Raw genomic sequence first — 21,646 nt, forward strand, 5'->3', positions numbered from 1 at the left:
GCGTCAGAGTGGTGGCAGCGACCGGGTCAAGAGAATGCGTCTCCAGGTCGATACCATCTTCGGGTTCTTTTCTGGAGTGATCGCGTGTCGTTGCCTCAAATGATTCTTCGCACCGGGTGGGCCCTGGCGCTCATCGCTGCAAATGCACTGGGCAACCCGGCCGCTGCCTACGCCGAACTGGATTGGCAGCGCGTGACCGATCTGACGAGAGTGGTGCCCGCCCAGGCGCGTGGTTCCGGCCCCGTCTGTAGCGATCGTGCGGCCTGGGAGGCGCCGGGTATGGCAGCGCGCCTGTCCGCCCTGACAGCGGCCGCCAGCAAGCTGCTGGTGCAGAACTTTCCCGAGTGGAACGACGACGCCTATCTTGAGTACAGCCGCAAGGGAACGCGCCCCAACGGCGAGCGCATGATGAATGCGCGAAAAGCCTGGCTGTACCCGCTCGTCATCGCCGAGTGCGTCGAATGGAAGGGACGTTTCCTGCCGGCCATCGAACGTACCTTGAGCGAACTCGATGCGCAGGCCACGTGGACCTGGGCGACACATGACGCCACGCTGCGTAATTTCCGCGATCACCGTTATGAGGTGGATCTGCTGGCCGCCGATACTGCGCATGAGCTGGCGCAGACGCTCTACATGCTCGGCCCGCAGCTCGGTGCCGAGGTGCGCGGCAAAACCATGGAAGCGCTTGAAGCACGCGTCTTTGCTCCGATGCGACAGAGCTTCAACCAGGGTGGCAGGGATCACTGGTGGTTGCAGGCGGATCACAACTGGAATGCGGTGTGCCTGAAAGGCGTCGTCGGCGCCGCGCTGGCCGTGCTGCCCGATGCGCGTGATCGCGCCATGTTCGTGGCGGCGGGCGAGCATTACATCCGCAAGTACGTGGCCGGTTTCCCGGCTGACGGCTATGCGCTCGAGGGCCCGGGTTACTGGAACTACGGCTTCTCGCATTTCACGGAACTGCGCGAGCTGCTCATGCAGGCCACCGCCGCCACGGTGGATCTGTTTGCCGACGCTCGTGTGCGCGAAGTCGCGCTGTACGCTTATCGCATCGAGATGTTGCCCGGCAATATCGCGGCCTTTGGTGACGCCTCGCGCAATACGAAGATGGACGACTTCACGCGCGCCTATGCCAACCAGGTGTTTGCGCTAGGCATGCCGCAGCAGCTGGCCAGCCTGCCGATCACTGCAGTGCAGGCGCCCAACTCGGCACCGCTGGTCAAGGCTGTGATGACGCTGTTTGCGCAGCCGGCTGCCGTCCCCGAAGCAAGCACGCCCGCGCGCGGCAACACCCGCATCGGCCTGCAGAGTTACTTCGATCAGGTCGGCGTGCTGGTCTCACGGCCGGCTTCCAGTGGAAGGCTGGGGGTGTCGATCAAGTCCGGTGGCAATGGCAATCACAGCCACAACGATGTCGGCTCGTATGCGATCGGGCTCGTGGCCGAGCAGCCGACCGGTGACGTGGGCATGACCGTCTACTCCGCCAAGACTTTCAGCAAGCAGCGTTACACCATCAAGGGCATCAACTCCTACGGTCACCCGGTGCCCCTGCCGGCGGGTACCTTGCAGAGCGAAGCAACGAAGGTCGCGCCGCGAGTCCTGACCACGCAATTCAGTGATGCTGCCGACGAGATCACGCTGGATATCATGGCCGCCTATACCGAGCCTTCGATGGTCAGCCTGACGCGCCGCCTGCGGCATGAGCGCGGGCGCAGCGAGAATGTGCTCATCGAAGACCGCTTCGCCTTCCGCTCACCACAGATCTTCGAGACCGCGCTCATTGCAGGCAATAACTGGAAAGACCGGGGTGACGGCAGGATTGCGCTGTGGCAGAAGAACGAAGTGCTGCAGGCGCAGGTGGAGAGCTCGGCGCCGTACGAACTGGTCAGCGAGAAGGTGGATGAAGAGGGACTGACGTTCACGCGGATCGCGATCCGGCTCAAGGACCCCGCCAGCGAAGGCTTCGTGCGCGTGCGCTTCGTGCCGGATTGATGTGTCGTGCTGGCATGCATAAGCAAGCCCCCTGATTGCCAGCCCGTCTGTCTTGATGCAGCCTTTCCGCGGAGGCACAACAAGAACGATAGCTGCAGGCGGACAGACCGGAGACACGCATGAATGGGGATCCACACGGCACGATAGAACTGCAGCGCTATGGCGAACTCATCGTCGTGCGCTTGAGGGGCTCGTTCAACCTCGAGGGGGCTCGCCGCGTTACACGCGAAGTGCAGGCCTTCTGGCGTGCCTGTGGCGAGCCTGCACGCTGGCCCGTGCTCGGTGATCACCGTGAGTGGGAAGGTGCCACGCCGGAGAGCTTCAGCGAGGCTGCGCACATCGTGCATTGGATGGAGGCTCACGGCCTGGCTGCCGAGGCACGGGTCTTCTGCGGAAATTTCATGCCGCGCGTGCTCGAGCAGCAGAAGGACATGAAGCTCACCACGCTGCCGGCCGAGAACTTCCTGTCGATCAATGAAGCGTGCGACTGGCTGGAGGGGCTGGGCTTCGATTGCGGCGACTGTCGCGAGCGGCTCGGTGTAGTGGAATTCCGCGCTCAGTCCGGCATCAAGATCTCGGGTTGAGCGCCCGCGCTTCCAGCCACGCATCAAGCAGCTGCGTCGCGTTGGCCTGCAGGTGCAGGCCCAGCTTGCTGCGTCGCCACAGTATGTCAGTTGCCGTGCGCGCCCATTCGTGCGCGATCAGGTAATCCACCTCGCGCTCGAACAGTCCCGGCAGGATTTCCTCGCCGAGAGCCGCGCTGCCTGCTGCGCCCCCGAGAATGTGCCTGCAGCGCGTGCCGTAGGCATGAGCCAGCCGATCAATTAATGCTTCTGGCATCGATCTGTGCTGCTGCGACAGGCTGTTGCGAAAGCGCGCGAAGTCCGCATCTGCCATGTCGCCGCCAGGCAGCGGGGCGCGTGCCGTCCAGTCCGGCGCATGATGGCCGAGCAGATTCTGGATGCGCCCGACGGCTTCTTCGGCAAGTTTGCGGTAGGTCGTGATCTTGCCGCCGAAGACAGACAGTAGCGGTGCATCTTCACCGTCGAGTTCGAGCAGATAGTCGCGCGTATTGCGTGACAGCGCGGCGTGTTCGTCGTCGAGCAGCGGGCGCAGGCCGGAAAAACTCCAGCGTACCTGCTCGGGCGTCACGGGCTCACGGAAGAAGCGGCTGGCGGTCGCGCACAGGTAGTCCGTCTCCTCAGCGCTGATGTGCACGGCGCTCGCTTCCGTTGCGTGCGTAGTCTCAGTCGTGCCGATCAGGGTGAAGTCGCGCTCGTAGGGAATCGCGAAGACGATACGTCGATCCGGGTTCTGGAACAGGTAGGCCTTGTCGTGCGCAAACAGGCGCGGCACGACGATATGACTGCCGCGTACCAGGCGCACGCGATGCCTCGGACGCTGTCCGGTATCGCGCAGAAAACTCGCCACCCACGGACCGGTCGCATTGATGAGTGCCCGCGCATGCAGCGTCGTTTCAATCCCGGCGTCGTCGCGCAAGCCGATCTGCCAGCCATCTTCGCCACGCAGGGCGCGCGTGCAGGCCGTGCGCGTCAGCACGGTGGCACCGCGCTCCGCAGCGTCGACACAGTTCAGCACCACGAGCCGCGCATCATCGACCCAGGCATCCGAATACTCGAAGGCGTGCTGCCATTGTGCTTGCAGTGCGCTGCCTGCGGGATGCTTCGACAGGTCCAGCATCTCGGAGGCGGGCAGGCGGTCGCGTCGCGCCAGATGGTCGTAGAAAAACAGTCCGGCGCGCACCAGCCAGCGAGAGCGAATGGCATCGTCATGCGGCATGACGAAGCGCAGCGGCCAGGTGATATGGGGGGCGGCGTTGAGCAGGGTTTCGCGCTCGGCAAGTGCCTTGCGTACCAGCGAGAACTCGAAATTCTCGAGATAACGCAAACCGCCATGAATGAGTTTCGTGCTCGCCGACGAGGTGTGCTGGGCCAGATCTTCGCGCTCGACCAGCAGCACCTTGAGGCCCCGCCCTGCAGCATCGCGCGCAATGCCGGCGCCGTTGATGCCACCGCCCACCACCACCAGATCGAAAAGGGTGCTGCTCAGGTCCGTCATTGAAAGTGCGCCCCGGCTGTTTCGCCCGATTATGCACGCTCGATGCCTGACGGCAAGCCTTCGCCGGGCGCCCGGAGGCTGACGGTCATCGCTGTCCGGAAGCGTTCCGGGCCTTGTCATCGCGGCCGCGTTGCTGCGTACGCCGGCGAGGGGGTCGGCTTTCACCCACCCGGGTCGCCGCCGACCCTCCCCGCTACACCGCGTGAACACGGGCCCGGTCATGAATGGCCGGGTCGTCGCCGACCCGGGCGCCCGGTCAACGCGTCTGTGTCATCTCTCTATTTATTTTTGAATCAATGACTTGAAGCTTATTTCCGGTCTGGCACAGCTTTCGCAATAGCTGCCTGCAACGCGATTTCGGGAGCAACAGTTTGCGCACTACAACCGACGCGCATCTCGATCGCGTGGTCGAGGCGATCAAGGACTACCTGTCACGACACCCGGGCGCTGCGGACAGCGAGATCGGTGTCGCGCAATGGTGGCTGCACGGCTGGCAGCAGGCCAGCGGTGAGGGCGCTTCGGCGGACGAGGTGAGGCAGGCACTTGAGCGCCTGCAAGAGATTGGCGAGGTCGAGGCGCTGGAGCTGGGCGGGGCGGGGCTTCTCTGGCGCGCGACAAGACGGAAAGCAGTGTGAGGCTGACAGGTGACGACAAGGTGGGACAGCTGATGCGACAGTGGGTTATCGACTTCACGCACGACATGTGCGGGCGAGGGCGCTGGTAAGGCCATGGCCAACGTACTCGCCATCCACTCGGTCGGCTCTTCCATCGCGACCTTCCTGCGCAACACCTACCCCAAGGTGGTGGCGGGCGTGAACATGCCGGATGCCGATTTCGCGCAGATGTCTTCCGGTGAGATGGCAGGTTCGATCGATGATGCGCTGACACGCATCACGCTCTATCTGTATCGCGTCACCGTCAACGAACATAGCCGCCAGCAACGCCCGGCGCTGATGTCGCAGGAGCAGCAGGCGCCGCTCGGGCTGGATCTGCACTTCATGCTGACCGCATGGGCAGGCAACGCGCAGGATGAGCAGCTGATGCTTGCCTGGACCATGCGCCAGCTCTACCTGTACCCGATTCTCGACGCCTCCTCGCTGTCGCCCGAAGCGGGTTGGGGCAGCGACGAAGTCATCCAGATCATTCCGTCAGAGTTGCCCACCGAAGAGATGATGCGCATCTGGGATGCGCTCGATCCTTCGTATCGCATCTCCGTGCCCTACATCGCGCGTCTGGTGCGCATCGATCCGGACACCATCCTCGACTCGCACCGCGTGGTCGCCACGCGTTTCGGCTATGGCACCGCGACGCCGGCCGGGGTGGAGGCTGCGGCATGAGGCCCTCACTATGAGTCTGGTGATCCGCGAACTCGAGCGTCTGGAGCGCCGCATCGTCGGCGCCTTCCGCTGTGTCGACGCGACGACGCGCGTGACGGTGGATGTGCCCCTGCAAGTCGAAGTGGCGGATGCGCGCATCCAGCGCAATCGCAGCGGCATTTTCGTGATCCTTGCGGCGGATGCCCTGCCAGCCTTTACGGATTCTTTTCCAACGCAACCGGCCGCGGGTGCGGTGAGCCTGACTGCGACGATCCGTGATCCTTCCGGACGCTATCTGCCGCGGGTGGCCTCGCTGGCCCTGCCGCGTGATCCATCGCCCCTGCATGCAGCCAATGGCGATTCGCTGTTCCGGCCCATCGAGGTTGAGATGCATCCAGCGGGCGTGGCGCCGCTTGGCGTCAACTGGTCGGTGCTGCGCGTGAATGTCACTGCGGATGGTTCGGGCGACGCCTTGGGTGGCGCGCTGCTGCGCGTGCTCGGTGGCGGCAAGGTTCTCGCGCGTGGCATGACGGACTGGCGCGGCGAAGCGCTGGTGCCCGTGCCCGGCGTGCCGGTCACCACCTGGTCCGATGATGAGAATGTGGTGGTTATTACCGAGATCGCAGCCCAGCTCGAACTCGTTTTCGACCCGGCTGCCGGCGTGCGCACCACGGCCGCCAATGTGCTCGCCGCACGTGCGCCGGCGGTGATGCCGCTGGTCAATCCCGATGTGCTCGAAGCCAACCGCGCAGCGCTGCCCAATGCAGCGCAATCCGTGCAGTTGGCGGCCGGGCGTTCGCAATCGATTTCCTTCCTGCTCGCACTGCCATGAGTGCACTCACATGCGCATCCATGACCTGTACGGGTTTCGTGTTTCACCCCTCCACCTTCATGCAAAGGAGATAAGCCATGCCTGAATATCTGGCACCCGGCGTATATGTTGAGGAAACCAGCTTCCGCGCGAAGTCCATCGAAGGTGTGGGAACCAGTACCACCGCCTTTGTAGGTCCTACGCGTCGTGGCCCCATCGGGGGCACGCCGGAACTGGTGACCAGCTTGCCGGATTTCGAACGCATCTACGGCAGCCTGGAAAACCTCGACCTGAGCGATGTATCCGACGCCGCGCTCAAACTCAATTTCGTGGCCCACGCCGCGCGTGCCTACTTCGACAACGGCGGCACACGTCTCTACGTGATCCGCGCGTCGAACGGTGCAGCGAACGCCGCTGGTGTCGTGCTCGAAGGTGTCGTGCCTGAAGTACCCGATGGCGAAGACCCCTTGCCCGCCGGACCGGATACGGCCATCCGCGCGCGCTTCCCCGGTGCGGCCTACAACGGCTACGTGCTGGTGCGCGAAGCCAGGCGTCCCGCTACGGTGCGCACCCTGGGCACCGCGCCGGACGGCAGCCTGCTGAGCATCACGCTTGAAGACACCGAGACGATCTACCTGAAGACATCGGGCGCCTGGGCAGACAGCGAAGCTGCGGCACTGGCACTGACAGACGAAGATGATGAGCCCCTGCCGCTGACCGCCACGCCGGGTGGTGAAGGCGCTGTCGCCGAGCTGCTGACCTTGTCGGTCGAGGCAGTCGATGCCGACGGCTACGGCCAGGGCTGGGACGAACTGGGCTATGCCGCGCCGCACCCGCGTGCGCTGGCTGCCGTGCTGGCCGAAACACCGCCGAATCGTGCCGATGCGCTGGCCAATCTCGTATGGGCAGATATCCCCGATGGCACCACGGCCTTTGCACTGCGCGATGCCTTTCTGGCATTGCCTGCCGTGGCTGGCGACAGCGAAGGTCGCCGTGTGCTGAACCTTGCCGGTGGCACCGACGGCGCTGCGCCGACGACGGGTGCAGAGACGGTTGACGGTTCCTATGCCGCCGGCCTGGCCCTGCTCTCCGGACTCGAAGACATCTCCATCGTCGCAGCCCCGGGTTCGAGTGCCTACAGCGACCGCCAGGCTATCCAGGGTGTGCTTATCGGACACGCGGAAAAGCGTCGTGCCTATCGCATCGCTGTGCTGGACTCCGCACCGAACCAGACGCCGGGTGACATGCGCGTGGCACGTGGCCAGATCGACTCGAAGTACGCCGCGCTGTACTACCCATGGGTTGTCGTGTCGAACCCGCTGGCGCGTCCCGGGCGTGACGATATTCCGAAGCAGATCGCACTGCCACCGTCCGGCTTCGTCACCGGCATCTATGCCCGCAACGATACGCAACGCGGCGTGTACAAGGCACCAGCGAATGAAGTGGTGACGGGCGCACTGCGCTTCGAATCCGATATCAACTTCGCGCAGCAGGAGTTGCTCAATCCGCTCGGCGTGAATTGCCTGCGCTACCTGTCGGGTCGTGGCAATCGTGTGTGGGGCGCGCGCCTCGCGTCCAGCGATCCGGAATGGAAGTACGTCTCCGACCGCCGCTACTTCAACTACCTCGAATCGTCGATCGATCGTGGCACGCAATGGGCGGTGTTCGAGCCGAATGGCGAGCGCCTGTGGGCCAATGTGCGCCAGACGATTTCCGACTTCCTCTACAACGAGTGGCGCAGTGGCGCGCTGCTGGGCACATCGACCGAAGAGGCCTTCTTCGTGCGTTGCGACCGCAGCACCATGACCCAGAACGATCTCGACAACGGGCGCCTCATCTGCCTGATCGGCGTGGCCATCATCAAGCCGGCCGAGTTCGTGATCTTCCGCATCGGGCAAAAAACCGCCGACGCCCGTTCCTGATCATGAATAAGCCTACTGCGCGGGTCGATCTTGATACTCCGGTGCTCGCTGTACCTCAGTACAGCTCCGCTCCTCGTATCAACCTCGATCCCGCTCGCTACGGCTTCTTCACGATCAACGTTATGCAAGGAGATTTCTAATGGCAAATCGTTCTACGCCTTATGGCGCTTTCAATTTTGTGGTGAATTTCGATGGCGGCGAGATCTTCGGTGGCTTCTCCGATGTCTCCGGCATCGGCACCGAGATCACGGTCGCGGAATACCGCTTCGGCAATGACAAGGAAAACCATGTGCGCAAGGTCGGTGGCGTGCACAAGGTCAACGACGTTACGTTGAAGCGCGGCATCCTCAACTCGAAGACCTTGTTCGACTGGATCGGCCAGGCCCGCACACAAGGGCCTGCCGCGCAGAAGAGCGTCACCATCACCCTGCTCGACGAGTCGCAGAAGCCCGTGCAGTCTTGGGTGCTGCGTGGCGTGATCCCGATGAAGTACACGGGACCGACGCTGGCCGGCAAGGGCGGCGGCGACGTCGCGATGGAGGAGGTCGTACTCTCCGCCGAAGCGCTGGAACTGACGGTCTGATCACCGCTTCGCCATGAGCCTGTACTTCGAAACTGCCTCGCCGCTGGCCGAAGCTGATCGCCACCGTGCCGACGTCGCCTGCTTCATCGGCTTCGTCGCGCGGCGGCCGCTGCGGCCCTTGCCGGCTGCGCTGCGCGCGCAGCTGGTGGCGGCGGGCTGGGTCGAAGGGACTTACCGCAAGCCTGCTTCGCAGATCGAAAGTCTCGAGAACCTGCCCGTCGTCATCGACAGCTGGGATCTCTTCGACGAACTCTTCGCCTGGGAGGCGCGGCCGCTGGCGGTCGACGGCAGCACGCAGTGCGCAACCTATCTCGGCGCGGCCGTGCGCAGCTTCTTCTCGCGTGGCGGCAAGCGTGCCATCGTCATACGTGTGGGCGATCCCTGGCCCTTCCTCGAGTCAGGCAGCAATCGCGCCGCCAACCGCCGCACACGCCTGCGCAAGATGCTGCCGGATTTTGCCGACCGCGATGCACCGGCCTATCCCTTCGCGCCGTACGACCCCGGCACCTGGCAAGGCATCCACCATCTCTACGGCTTGCGCGAGAACAGCATGCTGGTCATGCCTGATCTCGCCGACGCCTGCACCTTCGAGCCCATCGTGCCGGACGTGACCATCACGCCACCACCGACGCCCGAAGGCTTCGTCGAGTGCAGCGAAGAGGATCCAGTCAGTGACGACACCGGCCTGCGTGACGTGCCCGCGCCACGCCTCGATAGCCGCGGCTACGCCGCATGGCAACTCGCCGTTAGCGCGGCGCGCGGTTTCCTCAATCGCTATCAGCGCGAGGTCATGCTGATCGCATCCCTGCCGCTGCCTGACGTGAACACCCAGCGCGTCAGCGGCGCCGGTCGTGTCTATGCGCAGGGCGACATGCTGGCCTACCTGCAGCGCGTGGGTGTCATCAGCAAGGATGGCAGCATCGGCACGACGAACGAGGGCGTCGCCAGCGCTTTCGTGCAGCTCGCCTGGCCCTGGCTGCGTACGCAAGCCTCCGGCGATCTGCCCGAGGGGCTCGAATCGCCAGATGGCGTGCTGGCAGGACTGATTTCCACGGGCGCTGCACTGCGCGGCAGCTTCCGTTCTGTCGCGGGTGAATTCTCCATGCCGCGCCTGCGTGATATCGCCGGCGCCGAGCCGGTGCCGGCCTGGGGTCAAGGCGATGACAGCCCGGCCGGTCAGCTGGCGAAGCATGTCTGCACTTTTGCGCAAGCACCCGATGGCTGGGCACTGCAATCGGATGTGACGACCTCGCCGGACGAATCCTGGCGCTTCGGTGGTGCGAGCCGCCTGATGGGCACCATCCTGCGTGCGGCGCGTGTCGCAGGTGATGGCGTGGCCTTCGATCTGAATGGCCCGCAGCTCTGGGCACAGCTGCGCGGCAGTATCGAAGACATGCTTATGGAATTCTGGCGCGAAGGTGCCTTCTCCGGCGCGAGCGCCGCCGAGGCCTTCAGCGTGCTGTGCGGCCGCAACACCATGACGCAGGCCGATCTCGATGCCGGTCGCCTGATCGTGCACATCAGCGTGCGGCCAGCCATGTCGATCGAGCGCATCACCGTCGTACTCAATCTCGCCAATACGGCGGGGAAGAATGCAATGCGGGAGGTCGCATGAGCGACGAGAATCTCCTCCCCCCTCTCCACGTCTTCCGCTTCCACATCAGCTTCAAGAAGAGCAGCGGTGGCAGCTCGCCGGTCGAGGTGTGCAGCGGTGCCTTCGCCGAATGCACGGGACTCGAAGCGACGATGGAGCCCAAGGTGATCAAGGAAGGTGGCCTTAACTATGGTGGCGTGCAGCGCGCCGGTTCGGTGAGTTTCGCCACGGTCGTGCTCAAGCGTGGCATGACGAAAACGCGTGACCTGTTCAAGTGGTTCCAGCTGGTTTCCGGTGGCGCTTACGCGTATCGCCTATCCGCAGAAATCCAGATGCAGAACGCGGCGGGCGAGACAGTCGTGACCTGGGGGCTGGATAGCTGTCTGCCAGTGAAGTTCAAGGCGGCCGACCTGAATGCCAAGGGCACGGACGTCGGCGTCGAGGAACTGCATCTCGCGCACGAGGGTTTCCGCCTCGTCGACGGGGGAGGCGCGTAAATGCCGATGCTGCCCGACATCCCCACCGTAGAAAAAGCCACCTTCAAAGTGCTCGAAGGCACGGGCGCGGGTGGCGACCCGTTCCCGGTGCAGTTCAATCCGGCCTCGTTGGAATACACCCTGTCGAACGAGTTCGACGACAAGGGCAGCAACGCTGCGCGCCAGTTCGTGAAGAAGACCAGTGGCAAGCTGACCATGACGCTGGTTTTCGACACGACGGACACCGGTGGTGATGTGCGCGAGCAGACCGAGAAGATCTCTCGTCTGCTCGAACCCGCCAAGGACGGCAAGAAGAAGTTCGCGCCCAAGGTCGAGTTCGGCTGGGGCACGTATGCCTTCAAGGGCGTGGTCGAGCAGTACAAGGAAACCATCGACTTCTTCGCCGCCAGCGGCGTGCCGCTGCGCGCCAGCATCAACCTGACCCTGTCGAGTCAGGAAGTCGAATTCCAGAGCAAGAAGAATCCTGCGGCCAGCGTCGATGGCGATCCCGGCTTCGATCCCGTGAGTGCGCCGGCGGGTGCCGGTCCTGCGGATGTTGCAAACGCCATGGGCGATCCGCGCGCGGCGCGTTCGATTGCGGGCGCCAATGGCTCGGACAGCCTGCGCTTTGGTGGCAGTGCTTCGCTGAGTGTCGGTGGCGAGATCAGCCTGTCTGCGGCCGCGAGTTTCTCGGTGGGTGCGAGTGCCGGTATTGGCGCAGGCATTGGTGGCGGAGTGGGAGTGGGAGTGGGTGTTGGTGCCGGGATAGGTATTGGTGGAGGCATCGGCATCAGTGGCGGCGCAGGCGTGAGTGCTGGCGCGGGTGTCAGCGTGGGTGGCGGCCTGAGCATCCAGGCCACGGCCGGTGAGGCCTTCACCGGCCTGCGCGTTTCGCCGCCGAGCCTCAGCGTGAGCGTCGGTGATGCCCGTGCAGCCTTGCTGCCTGCGGCAGGCGTGAGCGGCGCAGCGTCCTTTGGCCCGGGTGGTCGCGCACGCGTGCAGAGCGGCGGCAGCCTGTCGGCGGATGTGGGTGCCAGCGCCGATCTGAATGCACGCATCGGCTTCGACTGAAGAGGAGGACGGATATGCCCATTACATTCGAAGAAGTGACGGCCAGCATCCAGCGCGATCCGCAAACCAGCGAAGCCAGCAGCGCGCCCGCGCAGAAGCCCGGTGCTTCGGGTGAAGACGCACCTGCCGAACTGGAGCGCAACCTGCGCCTGATTGCCGACCGCCATGCGCGGATCCTTGCAGACTGATCGCGAGACAAGAGACATGCCCGAAGCCTCCGTCAGCGAATCCGCCATCTTCAGTGCCCGTCCGACCTTGCGCGTCGGTGGGCAGAAGGACGAGCGCGTCACAGGACTCATGACGGCGATGAAGATGGAAGAGACCGAAGGCGGCATGAGCACGCTGGAGCTGCGCTTCGTCAATTGGGTGGCGAACGGCGATGGCAAGGCCGAGCTGGCATTCGATGGCAACTCCACATTGAAGCTCGGTGCCGAGATCGCCGCCTATGCAGGCGACGAAGCCACGCCGCGCGAGATCTTCAAGGGCAAGGTCAGTGCCATGGAGATGGTCTGCAACTACGGCGCGCCGCCCGAGATGGTGGTGCTGGCCGAGGACGCACTCACCGTGGCGCGACGCGGTCGTCGCAGCAAGGTCTACACGGAGAAGTCGCCCGCCGACGTTGTCAACGCCATCGCCAGCGAGCTCGGCCTCACGCCCAGCGTCACCGGCCTGACTTCGCCGACCGGCACCTGGGCACAACTCAACGAAACCGATCTGTCATTCCTGCGTCGCCTGCTGGCGCGCTTCGATGCGGACCTGCAGATCGTCGGCACCGACCTGCAGGTATCGTCACGCAAGGATGTGAGCCGCGGCACGATAGACCTCACGCTTTATAGCCAGCTCGCGCGCGTACGCGTCATCGCCGATCTCGCCGATCAGGCCACCGCCGTCACCGTGTCGGGCTGGAATCCGAAGGATGGTTCGGCGGTAAAGGGCGAAGTCAGCAGCGTCGCCAATGCCGGGCCGGGGGCGGGCAAGAATGGCGTGGCCTGGGCCAGTGAGGTGTTCGGCACGCGTAGCGAACATCTGTCGACGCCTGCCGTCTTCACCGATGAGGAAGCCAGCGCTGTCGCCGAGGCGGCGCTCGACCAGCGCGCGCGCCGCTTCGTTTGCGCCGAAGGTACGGCAGAGGGCAATGCGGAGCTGCGCGTCGGCAGCAAGGTCAAGCTGGCGGGCATCTCACCGCAGTACGACAACACCTACTACGTGGTGCGCGCCTGCCATCTCTTCGACATGACGAAGGGCTACCGCACCGACTTCAACGCCGAATGCGCGTTCTTGGGAAACTGAGATGGGACGATTTCTCAAAGCTCCTCTCACGCGCCAAAAGAGTCGTCATCCCGGCGAAGGCCGGGATCCAGTTCGCGCGTCCGTCTGGATCCCGGCCTTCGCCGGGATGACGATTGTTGGAGGGCTCGCGCAATGAAACGCGACCCCGTCTTCACCCCCCCTCCCGCCTGGAGTAATGCCGGCTTCCTCGCACGCGTCGTGTCGCTCGACGATCCGGACAGCCTCAACCGCGTGAAGATCAAGCTGCTGGCCTTCGACGCTGTCGCGCAGCAGGAGACCGAGATGTGGGCGCGCGTTGTATCGCCTTTCGCCGGCTCCGACCGTGGCGCCTTCTTCCTGCCGGATGTCGACGACGAGGTCTTCGTGATCTTCGCGCAGGGCGATGCGCGTCATCCGCTGGTGATGGGCGGCTTGTGGAATGGCGCGTCGACGGCGCCGGCCGATACGGAGTCGGGTGGCGTCAACCGCTACAAGCGCATAAAGTCGAAGAATGGCATCGTCATCACGCTGGATGACCAGCAGGGTCAGGAAACGATGATCCTCGAAACGCCGGGCGGCCAGAAGCTCACGCTCAAGGACGGCCCCGGCGAGGTCACCATCGAAGACAGCAACGGCAACAGCATCAAGCTGGAAAGTGCGGGCATCACCGTGCAGGCCTCGGCCAAGGTCACGGTGCAGGCGGCGAAGGTCGACGTGTCGGCCGGCATGGTGACGGTGGATGCGGCCATGGCGAAGTTCTCGGGCGTCGTGAAATGTGAGGCGTTGATCACCAATTCAGTGATCTCTTCGAGTTATACGCCCGGTGCGGGGAACGTGTGGTGAACACGATGCGTACACCTCCACTCTCCGTCATTCCCGCGAACGCGGGAATCCAGCGGCGTTCAATGCGGGCTGAAGCAACGACACTGGATTCCCGCGTTCGCGGGAATGACGCGGGTTGGCGGATTGTCGCTTGGCGTAAGTCCGTCCCTCTCCCGGCCCTGACGGGCCACCCTCTCCCGCTATCGCGGGCGAGGGAACTGCGACGTGCATGCGTTGCTCGGTGCTTCTCGCCGGTCATCGGGGGCCGCCATGCATAGCATCCTCATCGGCGCCCCCCGCGATCTTCCCGGCGGCCACAAACCCGTCATCCTGCAGCGCACGGATGATGACTTCATCGAGTCCACGCTCGACGACCTGCGCACTGCGAGCGGTCGTGCGAGTCTCAAGGCCTTGCGTGCACAGGCGACCAACAAGCAGGGGGTTCTGAAGCTCTTTCAACCTATCCAGCGCCAGTTCCATCTCGCGCTCATCGAGGCCTGGTGCGACACGCCCGGCGAGCCGCGCATCGATCCTGCGCGCGTGGAATCGGCGGGCATGGTGTTGCGTCGCGTGCAGGGCAATTCGCACGAAGGCTGGATGCACTCCAAAGGCCGTGCGCGTGGCTGGTTGCCGCTGACGCGCGTCGGTGGTGACCGCACGGATCCCGGCGCGGCGCTACGTCTCAAGCGCGGCCTCACGGGTGTGGCCGACATCGACCGCAAGCTCACCGGCTTCGCACTGGAGCGTGCCGACAGCCTGCTCAACGAGCACGTCATCCCGCTCTACATGGCGCCGCCCGACGTGTGCAGCGAGGCGGGCAAGACGGTGTTCTACGGCATGGTGCCGACCATCAGCGGCGAGCTATGCGAGACCGGTCCCGTCTTCGCGGCAGCCGGTGACAATAGCTTCGGGCCCGATACGGATTTCTTCATCAAGCACCTCGTCGAGGCCTTGCGCGGCGAAGCGATGAACTTCGCGTATGCAGGCGAGACGGTGCAGGCGGGCTGGTTCGAAGCGGTGGAGCTGCCGCGTGCCGTGCCGCCCGAGGGCTTGCCACTGGCGCAGTTCACCGAGCTGATCAAGGACGCGAAGGACAGCAACACGGTGCGCCGCATGAAGCGCTTCGTGCTGTTGCTGCGCCAGCTCGGCAGCGAGTTCAATGTCTTCGACGGCGGCCAGGAGGTTGATGACCTGCGCAGCGAGCTGAAGAAGATCCAGCTGCCGCTCAAGCTCAAGGAAAACGAGACGACGCGTCGCTATGTCGAGGCTTACGACTTCCTGCACAAGGCCAGCCGCCTGCTGCTGGAGAACGACAAGACGGTCGGCTCGTTCGAGATGCCGGAATCCTGGCCTGAGCTGTCCGCGACCCATGCGGCGAAGCTGCGCAAGGCCCTGTCGAAAGGCATGCAGGCGCGCTTCGTCGCCATGAAGGGCAAGGCCGGTCGTTTCGACGAGCCGGATGCACGTTACGCCGTGCGCGCTTTCGTGCGTCTCAAACCGGATTGCGGTTGCGAAGGCCGCATCGTGTGGAGCGACTACAGCGAGCCCTTCGTCATCGCCGCCTGGTACGAGGGCGCCGGTGCGCCACCGGTGCAGATTCCTTTGCCCGATGCGAGCGACCGCAGTCTTCTCAAATCGCTCAAGCCGAATGTCGCCTTCGTCGTGCCGCCGTCGATGCAGAACCTGCTGTCGGGCAAGACCAAGGACCTCATGGAAGGTAAGGGCAGCACGAGCGGCCCGGGGCTGGCGTGGATATGTGGATTCAATATCCCCGTCATCACCATCTGCGCCTTCATCGTGCTCAACATCTTCCTGACCTTGCTGCACCTCGTGTTCGGCTGGTTGTTCTTCATCAAGATCTGCATTCCGTTTCCCAAGCTTGGCAACAAGCCTCCTGCCGGATGAGCGCCATGAACGAAACCCTCCGTCCCCTGCTGGGCTGGCCCCTGCTGCCGTTGCCGGATGAACACGGCGAGCTGGCCTGGCCCGATCTCGCGAAGAGCGTGCGCGATGCCATCCGCATCATCCTGAGCACACGACCCCGCGAGCAACTGATGCGCCCCGAGTTCGGTGGCGGGCTCGACCGCCTGCTCAACGAGCCGAACACCATCGCCACGCGGCGCCAGATCCGCGATCTGGTGCGCGATTCGCTGACCCGCTGGGAGCGTCGCATCCTGCTCGATGGCGTCGAGGTCTGGGAGGTCGACAACCAGCCCAGCCACGTGCGTGTCGAGATCGCTTACCGCCTGGCGCGCACCGGTGCGCCGGGCGCCATGAATGTCACTGTGCAACTGGAAGGCTGACCATGCCCATCCTGCCACCCTCGCTCGATGACCGCCGCTTCGACGACCTTGTCGAAGACCTGATCGCACGCATTCCCGCGCACACGCCGGAGTGGACCAATCCGCGTCTTGGTGACCCGGGCCGTACCCTGATCGAACTCTTCGCGTGGATGGGCGATGCGCTGCTGTATCGCGCCAACCTCATCCCCGAGCGCCAGCGCCTGGTCTTCCTCAAGCTGCTGGGCATGGGCCTCAAGCCCGCACTGCCTGCGCGAGGCATCGTCAGCCTGTCGTTCGCGCAGGAGACGGAGCTGGGCGGCCACACGCTGGCGCCGCTCGGCCAGCTCAAGGCCGCCGTGCCCTTCGAGACGCTCGCCGAAACGACCGTACTGCCGATCAGTGCCGAGGCCTACATCAAGCGTCGCCTGAGCTCTGCAGAGCTGGCGAAGAAGAGCGACGTGCTGCACGGTCTGTCGCGCATCCACAACATCAGCGGCTCGCTCAAGGGCTACGAGACGACGCCGGTGTTCGCCGGTGGTCGCGCCGAGCCCGCTGGCTTCGACGTGTTCGGCAAGAGTGCCGACCGTGCCCTGTGGATTGCCCTGTTCGCTCCGAAAGCGCCGAAGCCCGAGGATCAACCCGCGACGAATATCGCAGCCAAGGCGGCAATGGGTGGTGGCGATACGGGCCTGCCCGCGCTGCTCTCGGTCGGCATCGTGCCGACCATCAAGGCGCCGACCCTGTTCGAGCAGGTCAGCGCACCGACCTCGGTGCCGGTGATGTGGGAGATGACCACGCGCGGCCGCACCGAACGCGAGACGGACTACCTCACGCTGGGCGTAGATGGCAGCACCGATACCAGCAAGGGCCTTGCCGTCGCGGGCACGCTGCGTCTGCAGTTGCCGGACGAGAGCTTGATCTGGGCACCGTCGAACGATGTCGGCGTCAACCCGCGTGCCGGCGTCGGCGACGTGCCACCCCGCCTCGACGATGCCGAGCGTGCGTCTCGCCTCGTCGGCTGGCTGCGCCTTCGCCCCAAGACCGGCGAGAACGTCACGCATCTTTCGCTCTCCTGGCTGGGCATCAACGCGGTGGAGATCGATCAGCGCGTGACTGTCAGCGGCCGCGTGCTGGGCTCTTCCACGGGCGCGGCAGATCAGGTTTTCCAGCTGCCGCTGCCATCGGTCGACCGGGATTCGCTTGTCATCCAGGTGGAAGAGGCGGGGCGTGGCTACCAGAACTGGTATCGCGTCGACGACCTCGCCGCCATCAGTGGCGACGTCAACGTGGCGCGTGAAGCGCCTGCCTACGAACTCGATGCCGAAGCCGGTACCGTGCGCTTCGGCGATGGCGTGCGCGGGCGCGTGCCGGAGCGCGAGATGCGTGTGCGTCTCGCGGTCGGCCGCTTCGGTGGTGGTCGCGCCGGCAACCTGCCAGCAGGCAGCATCGCCGAGCTGACCGCACGGCGCATCGACGGACGCGCTGCGCCGGCCATCAAGGTCAACCAGCCGCTGTCGCTCGGTGGCGGTGAAGATGCGGAGACGCTGGCGATTGCCGAGAAGCGCATCCCGGCGATGATGCGCCATCGTGATCGTGCCGTGACGGAAGAGGATTACCGTCGTCTCTCCTTCGAGGCACCTGCCATCGATGTCGGTCGTGTCGAGGTGATGCCGCGCTTCAAGCCGCGTGATCGGCGTTTCAACGTGCCCGGCGTGGTCAGCGTCATGGCCCTGCCTGCGGCGACGCTGGCACCTGCACCGAATCCGCGGCCGGATCGTCCCTTCATCGAGCGCCTGCATGCGCACCTGTCGGCACGCACGCCGCTGGCGACGGAGCTGTACGTCATCGGCTGCGAATACGTGCCGCTGGGCCTGTCGGTGGCGGTGACGCTGCGTGAAGGTTTCGCACGCGACAAGGTGCTGCTCGAAGTGCGCGAAGCGCTGCGCCGCTTGCTGTGGCCGCTGGCGCCGGGCGGGCTCGACCAGAAGGGCTGGCCGCTGGGTCGCGCCATCCGCAGTCGCGAGCTGGAGGTCGAGGTGTCGCGCGTTGCCGGTGTGGACGAGTTACGCGGGCTCAACCTGTTCCAGAAACACAATGACGACTGGCAAAAGCTGCCCGCGATTGCGGCAGACGGCGCGCAGATCCTGTCGCTGCAGCCCTGGCAGTTGCCGGAGTTGCTGTCGGTGATCGCCGTCGACGGGCCGAGCGCGCCGACCGATCTGCGCGCCTTGCCGAATCCGTTTGCCGACGACCACGCGGTCGCCGTACCTGTCGTGCCGGAGCTCTGCTGATGGACGCAAACGGCCAGCGCTTCTGGTTGCTCGGTGATGCACGGCACTTCCCGGCCGTGCAGCACGCTGCGTGGAATCCGGAGTGTCGTGTGCTGCGCCTCGCTTCTGAACGCGCGCTGAGCCCCGCGCTGTCTTCAGGTGACGCCTTCACTGCTGCGCAGGCCGCGCTGGAAGCCGTGCCACGCGCCATCGACGAACTCGAAGGCGTGGCGAGCTGGGATGCAGCGACTTCGACCATCGTCGCCAGCAGTTACCTGCCGGGCACCGCGCCCATCCTGCCGCTGGCGGCCGCACCGAGCGATCTGTGCGCGGGCGCAGATGGCATCCTCTACATCGCGCTTGCCGAGGGTGATGGTGGCGGAATTCGCATGCATGACCTGCGCGGTCGTTGGGAGGATGTCACCGTCGCCCTGGCGGGTTTCACGGCGTGGCGTCTCACGCCGTCTGCGGGTGGTGGTGTGTGGGCCATGGAGCGCACGACAGGACGGCTCGCACATCTGACGGGGCGGCCGCTGCGCGCGCAGACACCGCGCACCGAGGAGTACAACGCCGACGTGTTCCGCCCTTCGCCGGAGAACGGTTGCGCGCCCGCCATGAGCCTGCTGCCGACGCCCGTGTATGCGGCTGGCGAGCGGCCGCTGGCGCTGGCTGCCGCGGAACATTCCGGCCTTGCGGTACTGACCTGGTTCGATGGCAGTGGCACGGCTTGCGTGCGCCGCTGGGATGACACGCAACAGCGCCTCTCCGCACCGCTGCGCCTCACCGGTGCCAGCTATGCCTACTCGCTGACCTGGCTATCTGCCGGTCGTATTGCCGTGCGTGTGCCGGGTCGTGTCGATGCGCCCGCCTTCGATCTTGCTGCAGCGAATGCAAATGGCATTGTCATGGCGATGGGGGAGGTCTACCCGCTGTCGGACAATGCGCGCGAAGCCTCCTTCGCCAATGGCGCCATCCAGCCGCCGCACTACCCCAGCGATGAGCCTGGCAAAAGCGTCGGCACGCAGCCGTTGTATGCCCTGTCGCTCAACAATCTGGCGCGGCGTGGTGAGGCGAACAATTTTGCCGACACGCCTGCCGGTTTCTCCGCGTGGTTGATCGACAGCAAGGACAACACGACAGTGTGGAACCGCGTCTATGCGGAGGCGGCGATTCCTGCGCACACCGGTTTCGTCCTGTGGTTGTCCGCCACCAATGTGCCGCGCCCGCCTGCACTGAGCGATCTCACCGCGTGGCATCCACATGGTTTTGGCCGCGACATCGCCACGCTGGATGACGCCATGCTCGCACCGCAGCTACCACGCGCGGCATGGGAGCCACAGGCCTCCGAATTGCCGGGCCATCCCGGCCTGCTCGGTCGGGAACGCACGCCGGGCACCTGCGGCCTGTTCTCCGTGCTGGTGCAGAACAGTCGCCAACGCGTGCGCACGCTGGTCGGCCGCTACCTGTGGGTGCATGTCGTCATGCACGGCGATGGTCGCGTCGGCCCCGACATCGCCGCGCTGCGCGCCTGGGGCAGCCGCTTTTCGTATGCCGACAAGTACCTGCCGCGCATCTATCGCGAGAGCCTGTTCGGCGATGCGGCCGCTGCGCCCGGCGAAGAGCTGGCGCGCATCGACGTGGCCTTCGTGGCTGCGCTGAACGCGGGCGGCGCGCTGCCGCCGGCACTGCGCGCGCGTCTGACGCTGGCGCAGATCAATCCTACGGTGGCGGCGCAGATCATCGTCGAGCAGGCCGACGAGGCCTGGCTGCTGCGCGACGCGAGTAGCTCGTGGCGGCTGACGCACGAACAGAATGCCGTAGTCATCTACCGGCCGCAGGCCTCTGGTGCCGACTTCACGGCGCGCATGCTGGCCAACTTCGAAGGCGTGCTGACGCAGATGGAAGATCGCGTCGCCGCTGCACACTTGTTGTCCGACCCGGCGGCCGTGCCGGAAGAAAATCTCGACTGGCTCGCCGGCTGGATCGGCGTGGCTTTCGATGCTGCGCTGCCCGCAGCGCGTCGTCGCGACTGGCTGCGCGCCGCACCCGATCTGGCGCGTGCGCATGGCACGCGCAACGGCCTGCGTCTGGCCCTCGACATCGCCACCGGTGGTGGCGTGCGTGGCGGTGAAATCGTCGTCATCGAGGATTTCCGCCTGCGCCGTATCCTCGCCACGCTGCTCGGCGTCGACATGTCGGAGGAGAACGACCCGCTGCTGCCCGGCCTGATCCAGAGTGGTAACTCCATCGTCGGCGACACGCTCTTTGTCGGCGATCACGACCCTGGCATGCGCAGCGAACTCGCCGCGCTGTTCAACGACGCGGCCACGACGAATAGCGAAGACGCGGCAGCCATCAGCTTCTACGAGAAGCTCGCCTTCCGTTGCACGATCCTCGTGCATCGCGAAGTCGAGACGCAGGACTTCGCATTGATCCGCCGCATCGCCCAGCTCGAAGCGCCCGCGCATGTCGAGGTGCGCGTCGTCGCAGCCACCTGGCCGCTGCTGGTGGGCGTCTCCAGTCTCGTCGGTGTCGACACCTACCTCGGCCCGCCGCGTCCGGCGCGGCCCGTTCGCGTCGATCGCTCCTCGCTGGGCATGGGCGACTTCCTCATCGGTCAGGCGCTGCTCGATCCGCGCCTGAGTGGGACACCGCTGAATGCGCCCGTTGCGCCTCCCGTTGCCGATGCTGGAGCCGATCAGACGGTGGCGGCAGGCAACAGCTTCATTCTCGATGGCAGTGCTTCGCAGGCTGCTCCCGGACACGGTATCGAAGAGTACCGCTGGCGTCTCTTGCCGCCAGAAGACATCTGATGCTCAACCTCGTTTCGAAAGGAATCTGAAATGGCTGAATTCGTGATTGGCAAGGAAATATCCACCGACACCCCGACCATCGAGGTGACGGTCTCGCGCACGGCACCGCTACCCGTCGGCCGCCAGCGCTTCCGCCTCGTCGTGGTGGATGACGCCGGCAATGTCTCCAAGGCTGACGAGCTGGTCGTCATCGTTGCTGACCAGGAAGCGCCGACGGCCGTGCTCGGTGCGCCCTCGGTAGTGGCGTCCGGCGCATCGTTCAACCTGGACGGTTCGAAGTCCTTCGACGTGGGTGGTGGCCGGGTCGTGCAGTACCAGTGGACCTACGTGGGCCCCGAAAGGTAGTCCG

The 21,646-nt window shown here is 65.0% G+C and carries 19 protein-coding genes; 18 read left to right on the forward strand and 1 reads right to left on the reverse strand.

What is annotated here, in order from left to right; genetic code table 11:
* The first annotated feature begins 84 nt into the window (after positions 1-84).
* Positions 85-1,989, forward strand: coding sequence for a hypothetical protein (locus VVD49_RS06310; protein ID WP_327598286.1), 1,905 nt, complete (start codon positions 85-87; stop codon positions 1,987-1,989).
* Positions 1,990-2,108: 119 nt separating this feature from the next.
* Positions 2,109-2,573 carry a hypothetical protein gene (locus tag VVD49_RS06315; RefSeq protein WP_327598287.1) on the forward strand — a complete coding sequence of 155 codons (465 nt, stop codon included), beginning with the start codon at positions 2,109-2,111 and terminating at the stop codon, positions 2,571-2,573.
* On the opposite strand, the gene glpD is transcribed toward VVD49_RS06315, so the two are convergent.
* A complete protein-coding gene (gene glpD, locus VVD49_RS06320; RefSeq protein WP_327598288.1) occupies positions 2,557-4,068 on the reverse strand; it encodes a glycerol-3-phosphate dehydrogenase in 1,512 nt (503 codons plus the stop codon). The genes VVD49_RS06315 and glpD overlap by 17 nt on opposite strands.
* Positions 4,069-4,439: 371 nt before the next feature.
* Between glpD and VVD49_RS06325 the strand changes: the two genes are divergently transcribed.
* The 16 genes from VVD49_RS06325 to VVD49_RS06400 all read left to right on the forward strand — a co-directional run bounded on the left by VVD49_RS06325 (position 4,440) and on the right by VVD49_RS06400 (position 21,642).
* A complete protein-coding gene (locus VVD49_RS06325) occupies positions 4,440-4,703 on the forward strand; it encodes a hypothetical protein (RefSeq protein ID WP_327598289.1) in 264 nt (87 codons plus the stop codon).
* Between the two features lie 93 nt (positions 4,704-4,796).
* A complete protein-coding gene (locus VVD49_RS06330) occupies positions 4,797-5,405 on the forward strand; it encodes a Pvc16 family protein (RefSeq protein WP_327598290.1) in 609 nt (202 codons plus the stop codon).
* Positions 5,406-5,415: 10 nt separating this feature from the next.
* Positions 5,416-6,216 carry a hypothetical protein gene (locus VVD49_RS06335; protein WP_327598291.1) on the forward strand — a complete coding sequence of 267 codons (801 nt, stop codon included), beginning with the start codon at positions 5,416-5,418 and terminating at the stop codon, positions 6,214-6,216.
* Between the two features lie 77 nt (positions 6,217-6,293).
* Positions 6,294-8,117 carry a phage tail sheath subtilisin-like domain-containing protein gene (locus VVD49_RS06340; RefSeq protein WP_327598292.1) on the forward strand — a complete coding sequence of 608 codons (1,824 nt, stop codon included), beginning with the start codon at positions 6,294-6,296 and terminating at the stop codon, positions 8,115-8,117.
* A 139-nt stretch (positions 8,118-8,256) separates the two neighbouring features.
* Positions 8,257-8,700 (forward strand): phage tail protein, encoded by a 444-nt coding sequence (locus VVD49_RS06345; RefSeq protein WP_327598293.1) that lies wholly within the window; start codon positions 8,257-8,259, stop codon positions 8,698-8,700.
* A 13-nt stretch (positions 8,701-8,713) separates the two neighbouring features.
* Positions 8,714-10,315, forward strand: coding sequence for a hypothetical protein (locus VVD49_RS06350; RefSeq protein ID WP_327598294.1), 1,602 nt, complete (start codon positions 8,714-8,716; stop codon positions 10,313-10,315).
* Complete coding sequence (locus VVD49_RS06355; protein WP_327598295.1) at positions 10,312-10,791, forward strand: phage tail protein; 480 nt, start codon at positions 10,312-10,314, stop codon at positions 10,789-10,791. Before VVD49_RS06350 ends, VVD49_RS06355 begins: the two co-directional genes overlap by 4 nt.
* A complete protein-coding gene (locus tag VVD49_RS06360; RefSeq protein WP_327598296.1) occupies positions 10,792-11,841 on the forward strand; it encodes a CIS tube protein in 1,050 nt (349 codons plus the stop codon).
* 14 nt (positions 11,842-11,855) lie between these two features.
* Positions 11,856-12,029: a hypothetical protein gene (locus VVD49_RS06365; RefSeq protein ID WP_327598297.1), complete on the forward strand. Its 174-nt coding sequence runs from the start codon at positions 11,856-11,858 to the stop codon at positions 12,027-12,029.
* A gap of 16 nt (positions 12,030-12,045) precedes the next feature.
* Entirely contained in the window at positions 12,046-13,131 is a 1,086-nt protein-coding gene (locus tag VVD49_RS06370; RefSeq protein WP_327598298.1) for a phage late control D family protein, read from the forward strand.
* A gap of 132 nt (positions 13,132-13,263) precedes the next feature.
* The gene (locus VVD49_RS06375) at positions 13,264-13,953 is read left to right on the forward strand and encodes a phage baseplate assembly protein V (RefSeq protein WP_327598299.1); all 690 of its coding nucleotides are present in this window, start codon (positions 13,264-13,266) and stop codon (positions 13,951-13,953) included.
* Between the two features lie 249 nt (positions 13,954-14,202).
* Positions 14,203-15,837 carry a hypothetical protein gene (locus VVD49_RS06380; protein ID WP_327598300.1) on the forward strand — a complete coding sequence of 545 codons (1,635 nt, stop codon included), beginning with the start codon at positions 14,203-14,205 and terminating at the stop codon, positions 15,835-15,837.
* A gap of 5 nt (positions 15,838-15,842) precedes the next feature.
* Positions 15,843-16,235: a GPW/gp25 family protein gene (locus VVD49_RS06385; protein ID WP_327598301.1), complete on the forward strand. Its 393-nt coding sequence runs from the start codon at positions 15,843-15,845 to the stop codon at positions 16,233-16,235.
* Between the two features lie 2 nt (positions 16,236-16,237).
* Positions 16,238-18,505: a putative baseplate assembly protein gene (locus VVD49_RS06390; protein WP_327598302.1), complete on the forward strand. Its 2,268-nt coding sequence runs from the start codon at positions 16,238-16,240 to the stop codon at positions 18,503-18,505.
* A complete protein-coding gene (locus VVD49_RS06395; RefSeq protein WP_327598303.1) occupies positions 18,505-21,297 on the forward strand; it encodes a phage tail protein in 2,793 nt (930 codons plus the stop codon). Before VVD49_RS06390 ends, VVD49_RS06395 begins: the two co-directional genes overlap by 1 nt.
* A 30-nt stretch (positions 21,298-21,327) precedes the next feature.
* Complete coding sequence (locus VVD49_RS06400) at positions 21,328-21,642, forward strand: hypothetical protein (protein ID WP_327598304.1); 315 nt, start codon at positions 21,328-21,330, stop codon at positions 21,640-21,642.
* Positions 21,643-21,646: the final 4 nt, after the last annotated feature.

The sequence above is a fragment of the Uliginosibacterium silvisoli genome (assembly GCF_036017035.1).
Classification (GTDB): Bacteria; Pseudomonadota; Gammaproteobacteria; order Burkholderiales; family Rhodocyclaceae; genus Viridibacterium; species Viridibacterium silvisoli.